This window comes from Vannielia sp. (assembly GCF_029212645.1).
Classification (GTDB): Bacteria; Pseudomonadota; Alphaproteobacteria; order Rhodobacterales; family Rhodobacteraceae; genus Vannielia.
The window spans coordinates 36,700-56,937 of the sequence record NZ_JARGND010000018.1; the positions used below are offsets into that span (position 1 = coordinate 36,700).

Below are 20,238 nucleotides of genomic sequence, written 5' to 3' on the forward strand. Positions count from 1 at the left end.
CCCGCAGCGCCGCCACCCCGGCCTGCCCGCCCGCCGCGTGATCGGCGCGGCGGATCAGCAGGCTGGCGGCCTTCTCGGCGTCACCCTCCAGCATGGCAAGCTCGATGCCGCTGCCCAGGAGCCGCTCCACCCGCCGCTCATGCGCCGCCGCCTCCTCGGCCAGGGCCGCCTCGATCGCCTCCCCCGCCTCGGCGTAGCTGCCCTCCGCCGAAAGCGCCGCCACCCGGCGCAGCACCTCATCAACGAAATCCCCATGATTGGACCCACCCGCCCCCTCCGCCTGCACCCGCACCGCGATCTCCATCGCGTTTTGCAGCTCTAGCCAGGCTTGGGAGAGGTCACTGGTTTGGCCGGTGATGCGCTGGGCGAGTTTGATGAGAGCGGTTTCGGTGACGCCCGCCTCGGCCAACCGCTTGACCGCGCCCGCCTCTTCGGCGTCATCAAGTATACGGGTGGCGTTGGCCTCGGCCTCGGGGGTGGTGTCGGCGTCAATGAACCTGTCGATCCAGCTCTCATCAAGGTTGAGCGCATTGATGAGCCGCCCGACGGTGGGCGGGCTGATCTGGCGCTTGCCGTTCTCGATGCCGGAGAGGAAGGACTTGCTGCTGGAGCCATCCATCGCCGCGCCAAGCTGGTCATGGGTCCATCCCTTGAGCGAGCGGGCGCGAAACACGGCTTTGCCGAAGGCGTCGAGGGTCTCCTGTGGAACTTTAGGCAACTCTTAACAACCTCCGCCGCCGGTCCGGTGAACTCTATGCCATCGCCCATGCGCACCTGTCCGGGCGAATATGGCCATGTCGACAACGCTTTAACCCAAGGCGGGCCCGCCACATCAAAATGGAGACTACCCGATGATGTGGTACTTGCAACTTCTGCTTGCAGCACTCTGGTGCCCGCAGGCGATTAACCTTCTGTTCGTGGCGCTTTGTGTGTGGGGAGCCTTCGGGATGTGCCCGCGCAGGTTCGCGGCGATCTCGGCTGTGCTCTACCTCGCGCTGGCCTGCATGTAAGGCGGGGGGCAAGGGAGAATTCCCCCTTGCCCCCCGCCGTTTGGCCCGATAAACCCGCTGGCGGAGACGTGGCCGAGTGGTCGAAGGCGCTCCCCTGCTAAGGGAGTAGGCGGGAAACCGTCTCGAGGGTTCGAATCCCTTCGTCTCCGCCACCTTCATATTTTATCCTTTGTTTACAGGGGTTTATGGGGGTGATTGGCAAGCCTGAGATTTTGGTTCGTCAAGATTTGTTCCCCTTTAGATCCGGCCCAGCCTCGTGATAGCTTCATCAGCAAGCATAGGGCGACTTGCGTCCCTTGTATAGCGAGTCACCTCAGCCAGAGTAGTGTGGCCAGTGACGGCCATGATCTCATGAGGGGATGCGCCGGCCTCAGCCAAACGTCTCGCAATCGCTTTTCTCAAGCCGTGCGAGGTGCATTTCGGGAGGTTGGCGGCGTCGCACCAACTTCGCATACTGTTTCCGAGTCCGTTGGCCGAACGATTTTTTCCAGCTTTTGTTTGAAGGAAAGTAAAGCTTTTGATCGGACATGCGACCAGCGCCGAACGCAGTACGGAATGCACAGGGATGTCGATGAGAACACCGCCATTGTCTTCAGTTTTTTGACGCCGGTAACGTATGCGATCTCCGTCAACATTCCCCCAGCCCAATTTCACAGCGTCCGCACGCGCCGCGCCAGTATAGAGCATCAACGTCATGCTGATGTGGGCCGTCGATCCAACAGCATGAACTGAATAGAATTTCTCAATCTCTTCTTCAGTCCACGTGTGAAAACCTGCAGACCGAGTTTTTATAGGTTTGACATGCCTAACCGGATTATCAGCTCTCCACTCAAGGTCGATGGCTAAATCCATCAGTGCCTTAATCCTATCTCTCAGATTGTTGGCTGCACTGGGCGTATCATTATGTGCGGCAAGGATTGCCTTTACATGCCGCCGGGCCATACTGACCGAGCTCTTGGAGCCATGCTCAACACGGAATCTTTCCAGAATACCCCGATATGTTGTCTTCGTACTGGACTTGAGACCAAGAAATTCGGGAGACTGGTAGTATCTCGCGATCAAGTCGGAAATTGATTTAGGAACGGTTTTTTCCAATCCAGCTCCTGGTTTCAAGCGCACGCCGGAAACCGCATTTTTCGTATCTTCTCAAAAATTCCTTAGAGCCGTATTCCGAACCAAGCTCCGCAGAAAAACCCCTCTTGCGAAACCGCCAGCGTTTTTTTCCGTGGCGATCAGAATACTCGGAGACGCCGCAAAACTTCTTGTCTGCGCAACAAATCATGTGAGATTAAGTCCAATATCCCATTCGTTCGGCGCATCCTCGCTGCCGGGCTCCCCCAGAAAAACTCTAAGACCTCCGTCTTGGAGAATCTCGAACTTAGCGACTGAGTATCCGGAACTCTTGGCGGCTTTTAGCGCTCTCTGTATTTCAGATTGGGTAACGATGGCTTTCCTGTTCGACATGTTTGACCTAACTTTAAGCGCGGCGGGACGTGTTGACCCAATAGGCAATCTATTGAGCCTCCGTGTGCCTACATGACAACACTGGAAAACTCTCGTAGCGCAGTCTAAATTACGGTCATTCGGACCGGACAAATCTTCATGATTTTGTCAAGATTAGGTGTCGATTTTTCGATGTGCCCACTTTTCGGCTATCAGAAATTTAGGTTGTCGAGTTCTGGTTTCAGCCTCTTCGAAGCGCGTTGTGTAAATAGATGTATGGTCAGTTCAATTTTTGACGAAGTGAATTTTTAATTTTTTCATATGCACCTGCAACTCATAGGTTGCCAAGTTTGTCGATCAAGCAATTCTGACGCTTTCGACGGCGTGGGCCTCTCTCATATTGTGATGGCTTAGCCAAGCACTCACCGCCGCAGCGCATTACGATGCCGTTGGCGTATCCATGCTATAGGCAGGTCCAAGTCTAACCCGTTCACTTTAGTTTTTTCAGCACCAATGATCCGCGTCGTATCGAAGGCGCATGCCTTGTTCCCAAGAGACAATTCAAGAAATTCCTTCGTATCAGGCATTTTCGACCAATCTCATTATTAGAAGCCGCGATGAAGGAAAAAAGACCAGAGGAAAGAAACGAAATTTCATTGCCACCTGCTGATTTTCGCGCCCTCGTTGTGAGGCGCGATTTTCACCAGGTAGCGATGTCAATCGCAGAGTAAAAAGGGGCCATATCGCGGCGTAAAACTGGTCCACTGAGTTATCGTTTGTCGTGCGCTTTGGCGCGAGTGCTTGTCATATAGCTAACGCGTGCCAAAGCGCATGTTGGCCCTTGGACCAACATTGTTCTGATCTGGATTGGGCTTTGATTATTGTTGTTTGTTGCGGCTGTGTTTGAGCCTGTAGCTTTCGCCATTCATCTCGAGAATGTGGACGTGATGGGTCAAGCGATCCAGCAGTGCGCCTGTCAGCCGCTCGGAGCCAAAGACCTCGGTCCACTCATCGAAGGGCAGGTTTGAGGTAATGGTGATGGACCCGCGTTCGTAGCATTGGGATATGACCTCGAAGAGTAGCTCGGCACCAGATTTGCTGAGAGGCACGAAGCCCAGTTCATCAATGATCAACAGGTTCTGGCCGGTCAGTTGATTTTGAAGGCGCTGCAATCTCCGCTCATCTTGAGCCTCAATCAGATCGTGCACCAATGCTGCTGCCGTCGTGAAGCGAACCTTCAGTCCCCTCTGACACGCAGCCAACCCCAGTCCCAAAGCGATATGTGTTTTGCCAGTGCCTGACGGTCCTAAGGCGATGATGTTTTCCCTGCGATCAACGTAATCGCATCGTGCCAGATCCATCGTCAGCGGCTTGTTCAAGCTGGGGATGATTTTGAAGTCAAAGCTATCCAAGCTTTTGGTGCTGGGGAACTTCGCCGCTTTGATCCGACGCTCAATCATCCGCCGTTCGCGGTCGATCAATTCCATCTCACACAGGCGGGCCAGATACTGGATGTGATCTTTGTTCTCAGCAGCACAAAGCTGCGCCTGTTTGGCATACTCGCCTTGGAACGTTGGCAGTCGCAGTTGTTTAAGATGGTGCCGCAATAGGATCTGAGGGGCTTCGGTCATGCCGCAGTCCTCCCCATCAAACTCATGTAACTGGATGGGCGTGTTGTGCCTACATTGGCCTTGGGCAAGTAGGGATAGAAGTCCAAGTCCAAACGCGGCGGCCGCTTCTCAACCCGACACAGCACAAGGTGTTTTACGGCGTCGTAGGCAATGGCCCCCATATCAATGGCTTGATTGATTGCGCCTTGCACAACGCTCATCTCGAACGTCTCCAAAAGGCGCAAGACCTGAACGTATTCTCGCTTTCCTGGCTTGCCCATTCTGGCCTCAAGCAGCCGGCGCAGCGTGGCGAAGACATCCGGAAGTCCCAACTCTGCAAAGGGGCAGCCTGATCCATAGCCCCCACCTTTTGTTCGAGCAGGGGCAAAAAGTGCAATGGATCAAAGATCATATCCGCTGATGCTTAGGATCGTTTATGCCGTGCAATAATCTCGTTGCCACATCCAATGATGACCTCATGCACAAACCCACGCACGTGAACATCATGGTGGGCATAAGCCACCGGCACCGAGTAATCATTGCTGCGATAGCGCACCATCGAGATCGACGTGGCCCGCGTACTGACGTGATCGCAGGCTTCATATTCTGCGACGGGCAATCCTATTAGAGCATCCAAATCCGATACCAGGCGTGCGCCTATAGTTTGGGTGTGGCCGCGCAATGTATCACTTTGTCGTTCCAAACACTTCTGCTCCAGGTGCGCGTTCAAATCATCAAAGCTGTCGTAGCGCGGTGCGGGCACCATAAAGTTGCGACGTGTGTAACCGACCATGCCTTCGACATTGCCTTTGTCGTTTCCTCGCGCAGGCCGCCCGAACCTGTCATCAAACAAGTAATGCGATTGCAATTCCGTGAACCGACAGGTCCGGACGCGCGTTCTGTCCCCCAGAATACGCGCCACAGCAATCTTGGTATTGTCGTAAAGAATGGATTGGGGAATGCCGCCAAAGAAGGCAAAGGCCGAGACGTGGCCATCACAGAATGCTTCCGTTGTCTCTGCTGGATAACCCTTCACAAACACCGCATCAGAATGCGGCAAGCTCATCACAAAGAAGTGGACTTTGCGCTCCACCCCGCCGATGACGCCGGAGGTCTCGCCAAAATCAACCTGTGCGTGGCCTGGCCGATGCGACAACGGCACAAACACTTCTTTGGTGCGCCGCTTTTGCTCACGCACATAATACGTCACCGTCGTGAGGCTGCCTGCATAACCATGCTCATCACGCAGTCGTTCAAAAATGCGCTTCGACGTGTGACGCTGTTTTTTGATCAAGGCTTTGTCGGAGCGCAGTATCTCGTCGATGACACCAACGTAATTATCAAGCGTTGGCCGACGCGGCGGTTCTGAACGCTGATATCCGGGCGGCAGCTCATGGCGCAGCATCTTCGCGATCGTCTTGCGATCCTTATTGAAATAACGCGCCGCTTCTCGAGCTGACATGCCGTCCTTCAAGCAGGCACGGCGCACGCGATTATAAATATCCACAGAATACATCTCCCGCCCTCCGACTAAACGAAGGACACAAACTGGCGGAATTTTACTCCGCTACAACTGCGATGCGCAGCCGCTTCTGTGGCCCATTATTGATCCGCGTTTTACATAGCGATGACATGGACCTCCAAAAGACCCTGACACCACCGGGACGAAACCCGACTTTTTACCATTCAGGAGGCAACATGTATCACGACAAAAACATCCCCAATTGCGAACTTGTAGACCGTCAAATTGGCAAAATCGCTCTTCGGGCGTACTTCGATGAAAACGAGGAGGGGCTCGGGCATGCCGCAGTGCTGCTCGGCGGGCGCCGCGGCGCGCGTCTCATCAACGCTATCCGTGAGGCATTGTCACAGCCCGGGCCTGTCACGCGTCGCTTGCGGAGCCAGTTGCTTGACCTGCGGCGCCAACTGTTTCTCGAGCATGCCTACGATGAAAATTGGGGTGATGACGCATGTTTTGTACTGCTCGAGCCTGATGATCCGATCGTTCCGGAAATCTGCCTTCTTGCTGACACCTTAAACGAAGCGTTGGAGAATGCTGGATTGATCGACACTGGTGACGGCCGCACGGCGTAAGAGCCTGCCCGCATTTCTGGCGACAAGCAGAAGTGCGGGCACCCCCACCTCTCCCAGGAAATTTGAGTAAAGGCCAAATATCTTCTTCGCTCTTTGCGAGAGTGGCCAATCTCATTGTTACCAACACAAGAGCCAACCAACTGAACTGACATCAGGAGCCGACAACCACAGGAACTACCTCCACCGACCGAGCGACCATGAAGCCGCAGAATAGGCATTCGAACCATATATCGCTTTCTCGCATGAACGGAGGTATCTCATGCTTAACACCGCCAATCTTAACGCCGCTCAGGTGGCACATGACAGAATTGCAGACACAGAGTTGCACCTGCGCCGTCACGGAGTTTCTCTTTGTGACTTATTGGACGTTTTCGACGCCCCCTCGGGCTTTGATGCATTCTGCGAACTCCATGGCATCTTTGGGACCCAGCATCCGGATGCCGGTGCGATCAAAGCGGCCCTTCAAGAGATTGAAGCTGCATTGTCCAAACAAACTGCAGAAGCCGCAGACATCGCGTCACGCGACCAGGGCTTCGATGCATCGGGAGCTTTGCGCTGGCACGGAGCTCGGATCAGCGACCTGCTTGCGCGGTTCAACAATGTTGTGTGAATCAGAGCTGGGCTACCAAGTGAACCAAAATCGTTGTCGGGGTTTCGACCCCGGCGACGGCCAGCTGGATCAAGACATCTGCGATGTCTCGATGTGGCTCGTCGAGAAATTTCGTGTGCCGTTTGTACATCTTTGGATAGACAAACATCACTTCCAAGGCGATTATCAGATCGCGAGCGTTTCGGCCATGATTTGGGAAAAACACCTCGATCATCTGACGGCCGCCGCAAGGAAGGCGTTTCTCGCGCTCGACTACGAAATCCATGATACTGGTGCTGAAGTCTACGCTTTGCAGTGCTGCGACGGAACGCATTCGAGACACGACGCATTGCGTGCTTACGCGCGCATTGAAGCTGTCGGTCATCGCGCGCTCCACAAATATGTTTGTTCTGGGTAAGCTCTGCGCCATCCGGCAGGCCTGTGGGAACCTTGAGCTGCGTCAATCAGTTTTGACCCTATGCACGACAATCCCTGCGATCCGACACGCTGAGGGTTTGGCGATGTAGCGAAAGGTTCCTCGCACTAAGTTGTATTCAAGAAAGGCATATTGCGAGTTGATTTGGCTGGCTCAGTCGCGAAGACTGTTGCCAGAATGGCTTCATTTGCAAAGGCCGAGGCTGCAGTCCTATTCGATGCTGAAGTCAGGGGTGGGCTGCCGGTCATAGCCGGAGCAAGAATTGGTGTTTACGAATTGGCGGATCTCTGCAGGTTTGAAACGGTTCACTACATTTTGGAGAGTTATCCAAGCCTGACGGCAGAGCATCTTGAACAGGCAAGCCTATATGCAAGGGCTCATCCGCTCAGTAATGTCCCAAGTTGAGTTTGATCTCTCTGGCAACCTGGAAAGGGCCACAAAAACCGCTGCTGCAGCTTGCACCTTCGACGAACCATGATGTCATTGGCTCGAAACGGCCCATCAAAGAAGTAGCTTCTGCTGCCTTGATCCCCATGGAGATTGAAACGACCCATTGGTGCGGGCCTCATTGTCGCGACCGATGCGAATTTCCTATGCACATAGATCTGCGAGGGATGTTCGAAGGACAATTATCAAACTCTCCGAACCGCGAACCAGTTCTGTAGTTCAAATCTAATCATTAGCATGCGCACCTTCATTACAGATTGACACGCAGAGCAGCGTGTGCAGCATCGAGCCATACATATCAAGAGTTGCATTATGTCAGAAATCATTGATCCAATAACCGCAGCTGAGGAAGATCAGAACCTCAGGGTAACTTTCTCTACGGCGGAGAAAATCAATTTCTCCTCCGCTCAGAACGGCGTTTCGATTCTTCGCACGATTAAGTTAATCAATGGGACAGATGCGCCTCTGGAGAACCTTTCTATTACGATTGAGAGCACGCCCTCTGTCATCAAGCCGAAAACCTGGACGCTGGATCGGCTTGGCCCAGGCGAAGAACGGAAGCTGTCTGACCTCGAAACACCCTTAAATGACGCGCTCCTATCCGGGCTGAACGAGGCAGAGTTTGGCCAATTGAAATTGACGGTATCCGCCGATGACACGGAACTGTTTCACGAAGACCGTCGGATCGAAATGCTGGCTCGGGACGAATGGGGCGGCATCGGAGATATGGCCCATCTGCTGGCTGCCTATGTCTCGCCCAACGATGCGGTGGTGGCAGCCATCTTGAAGGAGGCCGGTCGGCTGCTGGAGCGTGGCGGACAAAGCGGCGCAATTGACGGCTACCAGTCGAAAGACCCAGGCCGTGCGTGGATGCTTGCGGGAGCAATTTGGTCCGCGACCACCGCGCTTGGATTGACCTATGCCTATCCTCCAGCATCTTTCGAGACACGCGGCCAGAAGGTTCGCAGCCCTGCGCGCGTTAAATCAGAAGGGCTTGCAACCTGCTTGGACAGTTCCTTGTTGCTTGCTGCGTGTTTCGAAGCGGCTGGGTTGAACTCGGTGGTTCTATTTTCTGAGGGACACGCTTGGGCAGGTGTTTGGCTTACCGAACGCGATTTCGGTCAGGTGACGGAACCTGATGTCATGACTGTGCGCAAGGCTATTGACGCCCGTGAATTTGTCACCATGGAAACCACACTTCTGACAAAGCGGCCAACTATCGGTTTAGAGCAGGCGGTCAGCGCTGGGCGTGATCTGACGGCTGAACGCAATGAGCATACCTTCCAATTGGCCGTTGATGTTCGGCGGGCCCGCGTCGCGCGCATCCGGCCTCTTGCCTCTCACAGCACCGAGACAAACCCAGAAGCTGAACAGATCGAAGCTGCGCCCCCAGCCTTACCAAAGCCGCTGGCCTTCGATTTCCTGCCAGGTGATCTCGTAGATGAAGAGCCGAAGACGCCACGAGATCGGATTTCCCGCTGGCAACGTAAGCTGCTGGATCTGTCCCTGCGCAACCGCTTGTTGAATTTCCGCGATACCAAACAAACTATCCCCTTTGTCTGTCCAGACGTTTCGAGTCTTGAAGACCAACTGGCCGACGGAAAGAAATTCAAAGCTCTTGCTCTCAAGGACGAAGACCCAGTCGGACAGCGTGACCTGCTAAACAAGCAGGAGCCTAAGCTGCTCGAAGAAGTCGCGCGCGACGCCTTTGCCAAGGGACAACTGGCTGTCCCATTGACAGGAAAAGATACAAACAACCGGCTTCTCGGTCTTTTCCGCAAGGCCAAGAGTGACATGCAGGAAGGCGGGACAAATACACTGTTTCTCGCCGCAGGCTTCCTGCGCTGGAAAAAGACTGACACCGATACACGCAGCTACCGTGCACCATTATTGCTTATCCCCGTGAAGGTATCGCGTCGCTCTGCCCAATCCGAATTCATCATCGAGCACCACGAGGATGATGTCCGCCTGAACGCGACTCTCCTCGAGTTTCTAAAGCGCGACTTCGACCTTCATATCCCAGAACTCGAGGGGGAGTTGCCGCGTGATGAGAGCGGCTACGACCTGCCGCTGATATTCGAAATCATGCGGCGCAAAGTGCGCGACGTCGCGGGGTTCGAGGTGGTGGAGGAGCTGGCTATGTCAACCTTCTCCTTTGCCAAGTTCCTGATGTGGAAAGACCTGGTAGAGCGGACGGATAGCCTGCGCAACAATGCATTGGTACAGCACCTCGTCGACAATCCAACCGAGCCATTCCTTGCCGAAGGTGCGGCCGCACTTCCCTCAGCAGCTGATGTGGATCGACGGGTCGCACCACGAGATATGTTCACGCCGTTGCCTGCGGATTCTTCACAGTTGTCGGCCGTCCTTGCTGCACAGGACGGGCATGATTTTGTCCTTATAGGCCCTCCAGGAACCGGCAAAAGCCAGACTATCGCTAACATCATTTCGCAGTGTCTCGCTGTTGGAAAGACTGTTCTTTTCGTTGCCGAGAAGTCCGCGGCGCTGGACGTCGTACATCGTCGCTTATCGGCGCATGGGCTTGGCGACGCGGTCTTGGAACTCCATTCCAACAAGGCAGACCGAAAGTCTGTGCTCAATCAACTGGGGCGTAGCTGGGATCGGCAGGGCGAAGTGTCAGAGGCCGAATGGATCCGAGTGACTGATGACCTTTCGATCAAACGCACTCAGTTGAATGAGTATGTTGCGGCCCTTCATCGCAAGGGTACGCAGGGCTTCAGTGTCTATGAAGCGGTGGGCCATGCTGCGCACGCGGAGGTTTCTTTTGAGCTGTCCTTTGACAACAAGGATGCACACGATGCCGAGAGCTATGCGCATTTAAGGACCTTGGCCGAGGCGGTCGGGCGCTGTCACCAAATTGTTCAGGACCGCCCTGCTTTGCCACTGGTCGGTGCCGAAGAGTGGTCTTTCGGCTGGCAAACTGAGCTTTTGTCGCGCTCGGAGAACCTGCGAAAGGCCACTCGTGAGGTGGCAGAGCACGCGACCGCCTTAACTGCTTTGTGTGGGTTAACTGAAGATGCTCTGAACAAGGACCGGCTTGAAGAATTGGTGGCGTTTTCTGGATGGCCGGCCAACGGTTCCGATGTAAGCTGGGGCTTGGAGGTGGACCTGTCGAATGCGGTCCAAGAAAGTGAACGACTTGCCCCAATGTTGGACGCGTATCGCACCGCGTCCGAGGCACTATCGGCAAGTTATCCTTTGGATCGACTGAGCACGATGCCGCTCGACCAGATGGATGCTGACTGGCGGCGTGCCCAAACCAAGTTCTGGCCATTCTCAACCTTCGCCAAATCCGCAGTGCGAAAGCTGCTGCAGACCTACGCTACAGGTGGCAAGGCTGATCCGAGTAACGACATTGCCGGTCTCGATGCCTTGCGGCGGCTCAACGGCGACATCGAGACCATTGCATTGTCCAGCTGTCCCGCTTTTGAAAAGGCCGCAACCGACGCCACCCGTTTGGCCCAGTTGATCGGTGAGGCGCAGCAATTCAGAGCGGTGACCGACCCGCTGTCGTCAAAGGTCTCAGATCACTCACGATGGACACAGGTCAAACTCACACTGGCACGCCGCGAGACTGGCGACCTACGGACCGCCCTGGATGGTTTCAGTAGGCTTCATCAGCGTTGGATCGCTCAGGCGGATGCCTTCCAGCAAGTAGCAGGCACCGACCCGACAAAGCATTCATTTGATGACCTCACCCAGCTGCTTGATCAAACGTTGGAGAACCGCGAGGCGTTGGAGGACTGGACGCGTTGGATCAACGTCCGCAATCAAGCTTGCGGTGCAGGATTGACCTCTCTGGTCGAAGCTGTTGAAGCCCGAACTTTGACTGGTGCCGTCGAAGAAGCTTTCACTACGGCCTACGCCCAGTGGTGGCTGCCGCAAGCCATGGACGCAGAAGCAGTGCTGCGGGGCTTTTCCCATTGGTCCCATGAGGACGCAATCAACAAGTTCCGCGCCCTCGACGATCGTGCTACTGAGATGGCAGCAGGGCAAGTCCTTCACCGCATCCGGCATGGTTTACCCGCTCGCGATGGCGTGGCTCGTAAATCCGAGCTGGGGACCCTGCGCCACCAGCTCGGCCTGCAACGCCCCAGTATGCCGATCCGATCTCTGGTTTCAGAAATGCCTGATACATTCACCAAACTCGCACCATGTGTGTTGATGTCGCCGTTGTCTGTCGCGCAATACCTGCCTGCGGGGCAAGCTGCCTTTGACGTCGTAATCTTCGACGAAGCGTCTCAGATCACCACCTGGGACGCGATTGGCGCCATAGCACGAGGACGGCAAGCCATTATCGTTGGCGACCCCAAGCAGCTACCCCCCACCAACTTCTTTGGTCGCAACGATGACCCAGAAGAGGATCTGCCAGAAAGCGAAAAAGACCTCGCTTCGATTCTTGACGAGGTGTCGGCTGCGGGTATCCCGACCCAGCAACTTGACTGGCACTACAGGAGCAGGGATGAATCACTAATCGCATTCTCCAACTGGCATTACTATGGCGGGAGACTGGTGACCTTTCCGTCGCCAGCCACGGAATCCCAAGCAGTAAAGCTGCACCAGATAAATGGCACTTATGCCCGTGGCATGGGACGCACTAACGAGGACGAGGCCCGAGCCATATCCCGTATGGTTGTGCGCCGGTTGACAGAATGGCTCGTGTTGCCTGAAGAAGAGCGCCTCACACTCGGCGTCATCACCTTTAACGGTGAGCAACAAGGGCTGATCCTCGACCTGCTGGATGAGGAGCGCCGCAAGAATCCCGAACTGGAATGGTTCTTTGAAGACGATCGGGAAGAACCCGTCATCGTTAAAAATCTGGAAAACATCCAAGGGGACGAACGCGACATCATGCTGTTCTCGATCACCTTCGGTCCGGATCACGCAGGTAAGCTTTCGATGGCATTTGGTGCTCTCAATAGCGATGGTGGAGAGAAGCGGCTGAACGTAGCCATTACCCGCGCCCGGCAGGAGTTGCACATCTTTGCCTCGGTTCGTGCGGATCAGATCGATTTGACCCGCACAAAGGCGCTTGGCGTAAAGCACCTTAAGGGTTTCCTGGACTTCGCGGCACGTGGGCCAGTTGCACTTCCTTCGCAAGACGATGGTTCGCTCGGCCCTGTGGAGAACGTCTTTGAAGCGGCCATCAAGGCGGCCATCGAGGCGAAAGGTTGGGAACTACGACCGCAAATTGGCGTCTCGGGCTTCCGTATCGACTTGGGCGTCGTGCATCCGGATCATGCGGGCGTCTACCTTGCAGGGATCGAATGCGATGGGGCGACCTATCACGGCTCTGCAACGGCCAGAGACCGGGATAAAGTACGACAAGCTGTTCTGGAAAACCTCGGCTGGAAGATTTTGCGCATCTGGTCGACTGATTGGTTCAAGAACTCAAAGGCGGTCGTGGAGCGTATCCATGACGCGCTGACGAACCATCTGGAGGACGACCGGGCAAGGCGCGCGGAAGAAGATGCCACCCGAGCTACTTCATTTGAAGAGGAATTGCCGACCGACGAAATCGAATCTGTCGAACAAAGTAATGCAACTGAAATGGTGACAGCTCCGGTGAAACTGGAGCAAGTGCCTGATCCAATAATGGATTTACTCGAACCTCGCGAAGAACCTCTTGTTGCAGGCGTTAAACGTCCGGAACATGATTTAATAGAAACGGGCGCTACGGAGGTATTCGGAAATCTACCTCCGGACCCAGAGCAATTCTACGATGCGGCCTACATCCCGCGCCTTGAACGTCTCATAGAGGATATCGTCGAGAACGAAGGACCACTTCCAGTGACGCTCCTTTCCCGGCGTGTCGCTCAAAAACATGGATGGCAACGTACTGGGCGACGTATCGTTGAACAGGTGCGCGCGGCCTTGGCGCGCATCGATGTCCACAATGCGGATGGCATCGATTTTGCATGGAGCAAGGGCAGTCACTCAAATCGTGTGCCGTTCCAGGCTGACCTTAATCGCAGCATCCGCGACATCTCACGCGCCGAAATTGCTTGGCTTTATGACACCAATGCACGCGCGCTCGAACGAAGCGACGACCCCGCTCGCGACCTATCACGGCTGGCAGGTTTACAACGTTTGACCGCCGACAGTCGAAGCTATCTCGAAACCTGTATGAAATGGCGAACAGAAACCGCATCGATGCCAAGCGCAGACGCTCCACAGAAAGATGGAGATCGCGATCTGTAACTTTCCAGTGCGAGGGCAATCAAGAGGTACGGCCAATTTCACGGTTGTGGCAGGCGCACGAGCAACGACGTAGCGTTCTATGGCCCTTGCGGGTTCCTAACGTGATCGATGCTTCCGAGCAGTTACTGACAGTTTTTCGGATATGTCTGTAACTGAAACTGCGCGTCAAACTACCACCAAAGGGCCTTTAGACGCCCGAAGCGCCGCACAGCGGGTCAAGAAGCCTTGATCGCTGGGCAAAACAGCAGCAACATCAACTGGTAGGCCCTCCACTTAGGGAATGTCGGTACAGGATGTCTAAAGTTTACAGTTAAGTTCGTCGCAGTTGCCTACTTCGAGAGAGGATATAGAAACAACGAGGGCGCTTTGGTTGCTTTTTTTCGACCAGTAGGGAATGTTCGATTTTATTACCTAAGCGGCGTTCAGAAAAGAAATCGAAATGCGTATTTTGCACACGGCCGACCTCCATTTGGGGCACAGCCTGAATGGATGGGATAGAGAGCTCGAACATCAGCTTTGGTTTGACCGCCTTGCAGATATAGTCGAGCAAGAAGAAATTGATCTTCTGCTCATTGCTGGAGATATCTACGACAATACCAATCCGTCAGGCGAAATTCAGAAACTATTCTATCGCGGGTTAACAAAACTCAAAGACCGACGCCCAACCCTTCGGACAGTGATCAGTGGTGGGAACCATGACCCCGTCCGTCGGCTCGAAGCGCCCGGAGTTCTCCTAAGCGAGTTTGACATCCACGTCGTGGGCGGAGTGCATCGTAAAGAAGATCTCAAAACAGGAGAGCTTGTCTTCGATCTTGAGCAGCACCTTGTCTCTATTCCCGATCGACTTGGGGGCATCGCCCTGCATGTCTTGGCGGTCCCATTCCTGCGTGCATCCGATCTTCCTGGTTTGTCTTTCGGACAATCACAAGAAACCGGCGAGGAAAGCCCTGTCGTAGCTGCAGCCCGCCGGTTCTTCGCGGAACTAACCGACATGGCTTTATCCCATATCTCGCAGTTAGGCGCAGCGGATGGTGCCGCGGCTCCACTCATAGCAACCTCACACCTTCATTGCGCTGGCGGCCTTGAGAGCGAAGGCGCAGAACGTCGGATCATGATCGGCGGCTCGCACGCCATTCCTCCGAATGTCTTCCCCCCTGAACTACGCTATGTTGCCCTCGGGCATCTTCATCGGCCTCAGGCACTCGACGGAGGCCGGCTCAGGTATTCAGGCTCCTGCTTTCCGCTCTCCGCCACTGAAATTGGGTATGATCATGGTGTAACGATCATTGAAGTCGGCACCAATAGCGTTGAACATCGGCATGTCAGCGTCGCGCGCCCTGCACCTGTTCTGCGACTGCCAGAAACCGGATCAGGCCAAAAAACACTCTTGATCGAAGATCTTGATGCAGCTCTGCAGGCACTTGTAGGTGATGAACCTCTGAAAGATTCCCCCATGGGCCTTCGCCCTTTTGTCTATCTCGAAATGGCGGCCACGGATTCGGCGTCAGTGATCACGGCGGAGGCCGCAGCGCAAGTGAAGGCGCGCGGGCTGCGCTTGGCCGGCATTCGAGTGCGGCGCGAAGCTTCGAAAGAGGGCGATGAACAAGCGACTCGGATTATCACTAATCTCAAAGATACGGAGCCGGAGGCGCTTTTCTCAGAGGCTTACCTGAACAAGAACGGCATCCCTCCGGAAGAGCGCCACCTAACAGCCTTTCGAGACGCATTGGCGGAGCTCTGAAACATGGAAATCCTCTGCATCAAGGGCTGCAACATCGCAAGCCTGGCCAAACCCTTCGAAATCGACTTTGAGACAGGTCCTCTGGCGGGCTGCGGTCTCTTCGCCATTACCGGCAAAACCGGCGCGGGGAAGTCCAGTCTACTCGATGCCATGTGCCTTGCACTTTATGGCGACTGTCCGCGGCTCGGTAGCTCGGGAGTGAATGATCTCGTGCCGGATCCATCTGGCGTACCCCTGTCTTCGACAGACGCACGAACACTTTTGCGCCGTGGTACCGCCGAGGGGCATGCAACGGTCCGTTTTCGCGGCCGCGACGGTATCGACTATGAGGCCAACTGGTCGGTACGGCGGGCCCATGGCAAACCAACAAATCGCCTTCAGAACGTTGATCGTGCACTGGTTCGGTTATCGGATGGTGTTGTTCTGGAAAACCAAGTTCGCCGCGTCAACGAACTTGTAGTCGAGCTTACTGGCCTCACCTATGAAGAGTTTCGTCGCTCCGTACTTTTGGCCCAAGGTGATTTCGATAGTTTCCTGAGCGCGAAGACTTCAGAGCGGGCAGCCATACTTGAGAAGGTCACAGGAACCGGCCTGTACCGGGAGATTTCCAAATGGGTTTACGTTGCAACGCAGGAAGCAGAACGCGCAGTTTCGGACCTCGAAATCAAGCTCGGTGAGCACCAAGTGCTTTCGGACGACGAACGTAAAGCTCTTGAGGAACAAAGGGCTGAAATTGCAAAGCAGCGCAAGGAGACTGCAAAAAGTCTAAAGAGCATTCAGGCAGACCTGGAATATTACAGAGAGCTGTCTGAGGCGCGGGGCCGCCTATTAAAGGCTGAAAGTACCCGCGAAACAACCAACCAAGATTGGGAGAATGCTCGCGAAGATCGCGCTTTACGCGACGAGATTAGGAAGGCGAACTCAGTTCGAGCCGAGTATCGAGAAGTGATCGAGGCTCGGAAGCTGAAATCATCAGCTTTTGACGCTTTGAATGAGGTGAACGACAAGCTGACTGAGGCCGACAAGGTAGAGAAAGAAACTCGGAGCGCCAACGCAGAAACCAAGAGAGTACTTGAGGAACTTGAAGAACAATTCAAAGCCTTCGGTCCCATTTGGAGCAAGGCCGAACAACTTGATGCAAAAATCACCACGGCTCTTACCGAGGCCCAAGAAGCCGACAAGAAGGTCATATCCAGCCAAACCGATGTAAACACTAAAACGGCGTTCTTTGAGACGAAGATGGCTGAGCGTGAGAAACTGCGAACCGAAATCGAGCAACTTCAAGCCGCTATTGACGCAGAGCACGCTGGCACTGTCCTGATTGAACAATGGAGCGTTCTTGAAGATCGCCTTACCCGCCGGATGGAAGCTGCGCGAGTTCACGCCAGCGCCGGTGCCACCGCAGAGAAATTCGGAAAAGAAATCGGAGTGAAGCTTGCCCGAAAATCCGAACTTTCTGAGTTGGTCAAAGCACTCGAGACCACTCGAAAAACGCACGAAGAAAAGATCCAGAAAACCACCGAGACCCGAAACGCGGTGGCAGAGACCGACCCAGTTGGCAGGCTAAGCCGCTTAACCACGGGCGCATCCACGGTGGGATCACTGATAGAACTTGCCCGGAGACATGACGAGGCGGAAATGGCTGCCCGCAATTTTGCTCGTGACATCGCAGACAAAGGAGAAGCCCTTAAACGGGCCAACACATCAAGTGAGGCCGCACAAAGGGCCTTGAACGACGCAAGTTCGCGGATCAGTGCACTTGAAGCACCAGCGGAGCTTGCCGAGGCTGCGGCTTCATCCGAGGCACAAAAGTTGCGTCGACACCTTGTAGATGGTCAACCTTGCCCTGTTTGCCAGGCAACCGAGCACCCTGTTCACGCTGAAGGTCCGGCCGCTGAATTGGCACAGCGCTTGCGAGGGGATCTCGAAAAAGCACGCAAGGATCGGGATGAGGCATCTACCGCGCTGGTTAAAAGCACGGCATCCATCGAGACGATCGAGCGGGATCGACTGCAAATGGAAAAAAATAAGGATAGCTCCGAAAAGCACGCTCTTGAGTTGAAAGATGAATTTCGTGAACTCGCCGAAACCGAGGCGGAAGGACCAATCTCAGATCGCATTCCAGCGAATGTCATAGGCGCCCAAGTCGTGCTTAGAGAGCTTTCTGATGAGATGAAATTATGGCGCATTCAGTTGCAAAGTGATTGCGACGCGCTTTCAGAATTGAATCAAGAAATCGAAGCTCTACGGCGTCAGGTGCAAACGGAAACTGATACTTTGCGGACATACCGCGATGAGCGTCAAGTCATCACGGATAACACTGAAGTTGCCGAAAAAGAGAAACTGCGAGCGCAAGATGAGGTCGATGCGGTTTTGCGAACGATTGGTGAAATCGATCTGGAACTCGGAAACCGCTTTGGCATGCTTGATCTCGACGGGGCGGACATTGGTTTGAACGGCGATCAAGTACTCAAGGCCTTGGCAGAGCGACGCGAAGCGCATCAGCGCAACCTTGAGGCAATGAAAAAATCCGAAACCAGTAAAGCTGATTTGACTGGTGCGATCGCTATCGATGAGGCAGCGCTCATCACAGCTAAGGCCACATTGTCCGAGGCCGATAAGACCAACTTAGCACGTATAAAGGCGCATTCGGATTTGATGTTAGAACGTTCCCAACTTCTTGGCGGACAAGAGACTGGACCTCATCGGACAGCGTTCAACGAGCGCCGCAAGAAGGCCGCAGAAGAGCGCGAAAAAACAGCTGAAGCGCATTCGTCTGCTGAAAAGCTGAAATCTGGTCTTGAGGCTGAAAAGCGTTCCGGTGAAATCACCCTATTGAAAGCAGAAACACGTCTTGAGTCTGCTGAGGCTGAACTCAATGCTGCCAGCCAAGAAATAGCAATCCCGCCAGAACGCTTGGAAGAACTTTTGTCTAAGCCCATGGCCGAGGTCACGCAGCTCGAAGAGCGGATATCTACGCTTGAGAAACACCGCTTGGCATCTCAAGAAACAGTCAAAACTCGGCAAACTGATATTGAGGCGATCATCTTGACGCGTATGGACGCGCAAGAAGATGGCTCGCTTGAGGAAAGTCTGGAAAGTCTCCAGACTCGTAAGGTTAAGGTCACCGCTGACGACGAGGAAAATCAAAAGACGGAACAGGACTACACATCCCAGCTTCGGGTCGACATGGACGCGAAAGTTCGCCAAGCCGCGATTGTCACGCAGATCGGCGAAGCAAGGCAAGTTCGCGATACTTGGGCGGCAGTCAATGACACCGTGGGATCGGCCAATGGCGACAGGTTCTCTCAGATCGCTCAAGAAGTAACCCTCTCGATCCTGGTGGAACAAGCGAACCACCACCTCGAAGGTATTAAACCTCGCTATCGCTTGGCGCTGGGTGAGGGAAAGCTCTCCCTTCATGTGGTTGATGAAGATATGGCAGGGGAAATCCGGTCTACGCGCAGTTTATCCGGGGGGGAGAGATTCCTTGTCTCTCTTGCGTTGGCTTTGGCACTTTCCTCCGTCGGCGGCTCGGGTGCGATTTCAGGTACTCTGTTCATCGACGAGGGTTTCGGCACCCTTGATGTTGAAAGTTTGGACCTGGCAATTGACGCCCTTGAGGCCCTCCAAGCGCAAGGGCGTATGGTGGGCGCGATTAGCCATGTGCAAGCGATGAAGGATCGCATTCCTATGCAAGTTCGAATTGAAGCTCAAGGGGATGGATCGAGTGAAGTCGTAGTCGCTGCATAGCAACCAAATGTGCCACTTTGAGTTGATAGCATTTCGTAGGCGATAAATATCCTTGGGGGACCCAAAGGACTTAGTAGCAGAAGTGCCTTCTGCTGTGTCGGACATTAGGCTGGCGTGTGATCCAATCCTGCTGCGCACCGAAGCCGATGAAGTAGGTGTGGACTTAGCCTGCGAACACGCTCAAAACAAGAGTACCGTTCGCACTGCTAAAGTGCCCTTTAGATGGCGAGTGCAAGTATTGCTCCAAACATTGCGGCTGCAATGCTATCAAGTTTGAAGAAAATAGACAATGCAAAGGTAAATTTTGGATGACATCGAAATATCAAGTCAACATGGCAAACTGTTACGGGATTTCTTCATTGAGCCATGAGTTCACCTTTGAGAACAATAATATGCCAATCGCAATCTATGCCCCTAATGGATTGATGAAGACGTCCTTTGCACGTTCATTCAAAGACTATTCATCAAAAAAATCACCCCGAGATTTGGTGTATACAGAGAAAGTTTCAACTTTTCAGGTTTTAGACCAGGATGGTGTCGAGATTGTTAACGACGCAGTGTTCGTAGTAGACTCAATCAACGAAAAATACGCTTCTTCAAAAATGTCTACGTTGCTGGCCAGCGAGGATCTCAAAGCCGAGTATGACGCGGTTTTTAGCGCGGTAGGTGAGAAACGTGACGCGCTTTTGAAATTACTCAAACGAAAAGTTGGCGTTACAAAGGGGATCGAACAAATGTTCACCTCTTCCATCGGTTTCCCTGAAAACGATTTTCTTACAGCTTTGGGTACTGTGGAACGTGAAGTGAAAAAAGATTCCCACACCCAGTTCTGTGATGTTTCTTACAAAGTGTTGTTCGACCCGAAGGTTATTGAGCTTTCGTGAGATGAAGAG

12 protein-coding genes, 1 tRNA gene and 1 pseudogene are annotated in these 20,238 nt (G+C 54.1%); 9 read left to right on the top strand and 5 right to left on the bottom strand.

Annotated features, from left to right (window positions below):
- Positions 1–718: helix-turn-helix transcriptional regulator (locus P1U55_RS07905; RefSeq protein ID WP_301046998.1), on the bottom strand; the 718-nt coding region annotated here is incomplete at its 3' end.
- Positions 719–851: 133 nt separating this feature from the next.
- On the opposite strand from P1U55_RS07905, the gene P1U55_RS07910 reads away from it, so the two are divergent.
- Together P1U55_RS07910 and P1U55_RS07915 are read left to right on the top strand one after the other, a co-directional pair.
- The gene (locus tag P1U55_RS07910) at positions 852–1,010 is read left to right on the top strand and encodes a hypothetical protein (protein ID WP_301046999.1); all 159 of its coding nucleotides are present in this window, start codon (positions 852–854) and stop codon (positions 1,008–1,010) included.
- A 62-nt stretch (positions 1,011–1,072) separates the two neighbouring features.
- Positions 1,073–1,162, top strand: a tRNA-Ser gene (locus P1U55_RS07915).
- Between the two features lie 85 nt (positions 1,163–1,247).
- Here P1U55_RS07915 and P1U55_RS07920 read toward each other — a convergent pair.
- From P1U55_RS07920 to istA, 3 genes and pseudogenes are all read right to left on the bottom strand, one after another.
- On the bottom strand, positions 1,248–2,105 hold the full coding sequence (locus tag P1U55_RS07920; RefSeq protein WP_301047000.1) for a tyrosine-type recombinase/integrase: 858 nt from the start codon (positions 2,103–2,105) through the stop codon (positions 1,248–1,250).
- A 1,226-nt stretch (positions 2,106–3,331) separates the two neighbouring features.
- A complete protein-coding gene (gene istB, locus P1U55_RS07925; RefSeq protein WP_301047001.1) occupies positions 3,332–4,084 on the bottom strand; it encodes an IS21-like element helper ATPase IstB in 753 nt (250 codons plus the stop codon).
- Positions 4,081–5,579 (bottom strand): annotated as a pseudogene (gene istA, locus P1U55_RS07930) (IS21 family transposase). The gene istB and the pseudogene istA overlap by 4 nt, the downstream one beginning before the upstream one ends.
- Before the next feature lie 182 nt (positions 5,580–5,761).
- Here istA and P1U55_RS07935 point away from each other — a divergent pair.
- Positions 5,762–6,157, top strand: coding sequence for a hypothetical protein (locus P1U55_RS07935; protein ID WP_301047002.1), 396 nt, complete (start codon positions 5,762–5,764; stop codon positions 6,155–6,157).
- Between the two features lie 259 nt (positions 6,158–6,416).
- On the top strand, positions 6,417–6,767 hold the full coding sequence (locus P1U55_RS07940) for a hypothetical protein (protein WP_301047003.1): 351 nt from the start codon (positions 6,417–6,419) through the stop codon (positions 6,765–6,767).
- Position 6,768: 1 nt separating this feature from the next.
- Here the strand turns inward: P1U55_RS07940 and P1U55_RS07945 are convergent, their stop codons facing one another.
- Positions 6,769–7,131 (bottom strand): hypothetical protein, encoded by a 363-nt coding sequence (locus P1U55_RS07945; protein WP_301047004.1) that lies wholly within the window; start codon positions 7,129–7,131, stop codon positions 6,769–6,771.
- A gap of 228 nt (positions 7,132–7,359) precedes the next feature.
- Between P1U55_RS07945 and P1U55_RS15855 the strand changes: the two genes are divergently transcribed.
- The 5 genes from P1U55_RS15855 (at position 7,360) to P1U55_RS07965 (ending at position 20,229) form a co-directional block, all read left to right on the top strand.
- Entirely contained in the window at positions 7,360–7,587 is a 228-nt protein-coding gene (locus P1U55_RS15855) for a DUF433 domain-containing protein (RefSeq protein ID WP_366943033.1), read from the top strand.
- A gap of 354 nt (positions 7,588–7,941) precedes the next feature.
- The gene (locus P1U55_RS07950; protein WP_301047005.1) at positions 7,942–13,851 is read left to right on the top strand and encodes a DUF3320 domain-containing protein; all 5,910 of its coding nucleotides are present in this window, start codon (positions 7,942–7,944) and stop codon (positions 13,849–13,851) included.
- 439 nt (positions 13,852–14,290) lie between these two features.
- Entirely contained in the window at positions 14,291–15,592 is a 1,302-nt protein-coding gene (sbcD, locus tag P1U55_RS07955) for an exonuclease subunit SbcD (RefSeq protein WP_301047006.1), read from the top strand.
- Between the two features lie 3 nt (positions 15,593–15,595).
- Positions 15,596–19,345 (top strand): AAA family ATPase, encoded by a 3,750-nt coding sequence (locus P1U55_RS07960; protein WP_301047007.1) that lies wholly within the window; start codon positions 15,596–15,598, stop codon positions 19,343–19,345.
- A gap of 308 nt (positions 19,346–19,653) precedes the next feature.
- On the top strand, positions 19,654–20,229 hold the full coding sequence (locus P1U55_RS07965) for a hypothetical protein (protein ID WP_301047008.1): 576 nt from the start codon (positions 19,654–19,656) through the stop codon (positions 20,227–20,229).
- The last annotated feature ends 9 nt before the right edge of the window (positions 20,230–20,238 follow it).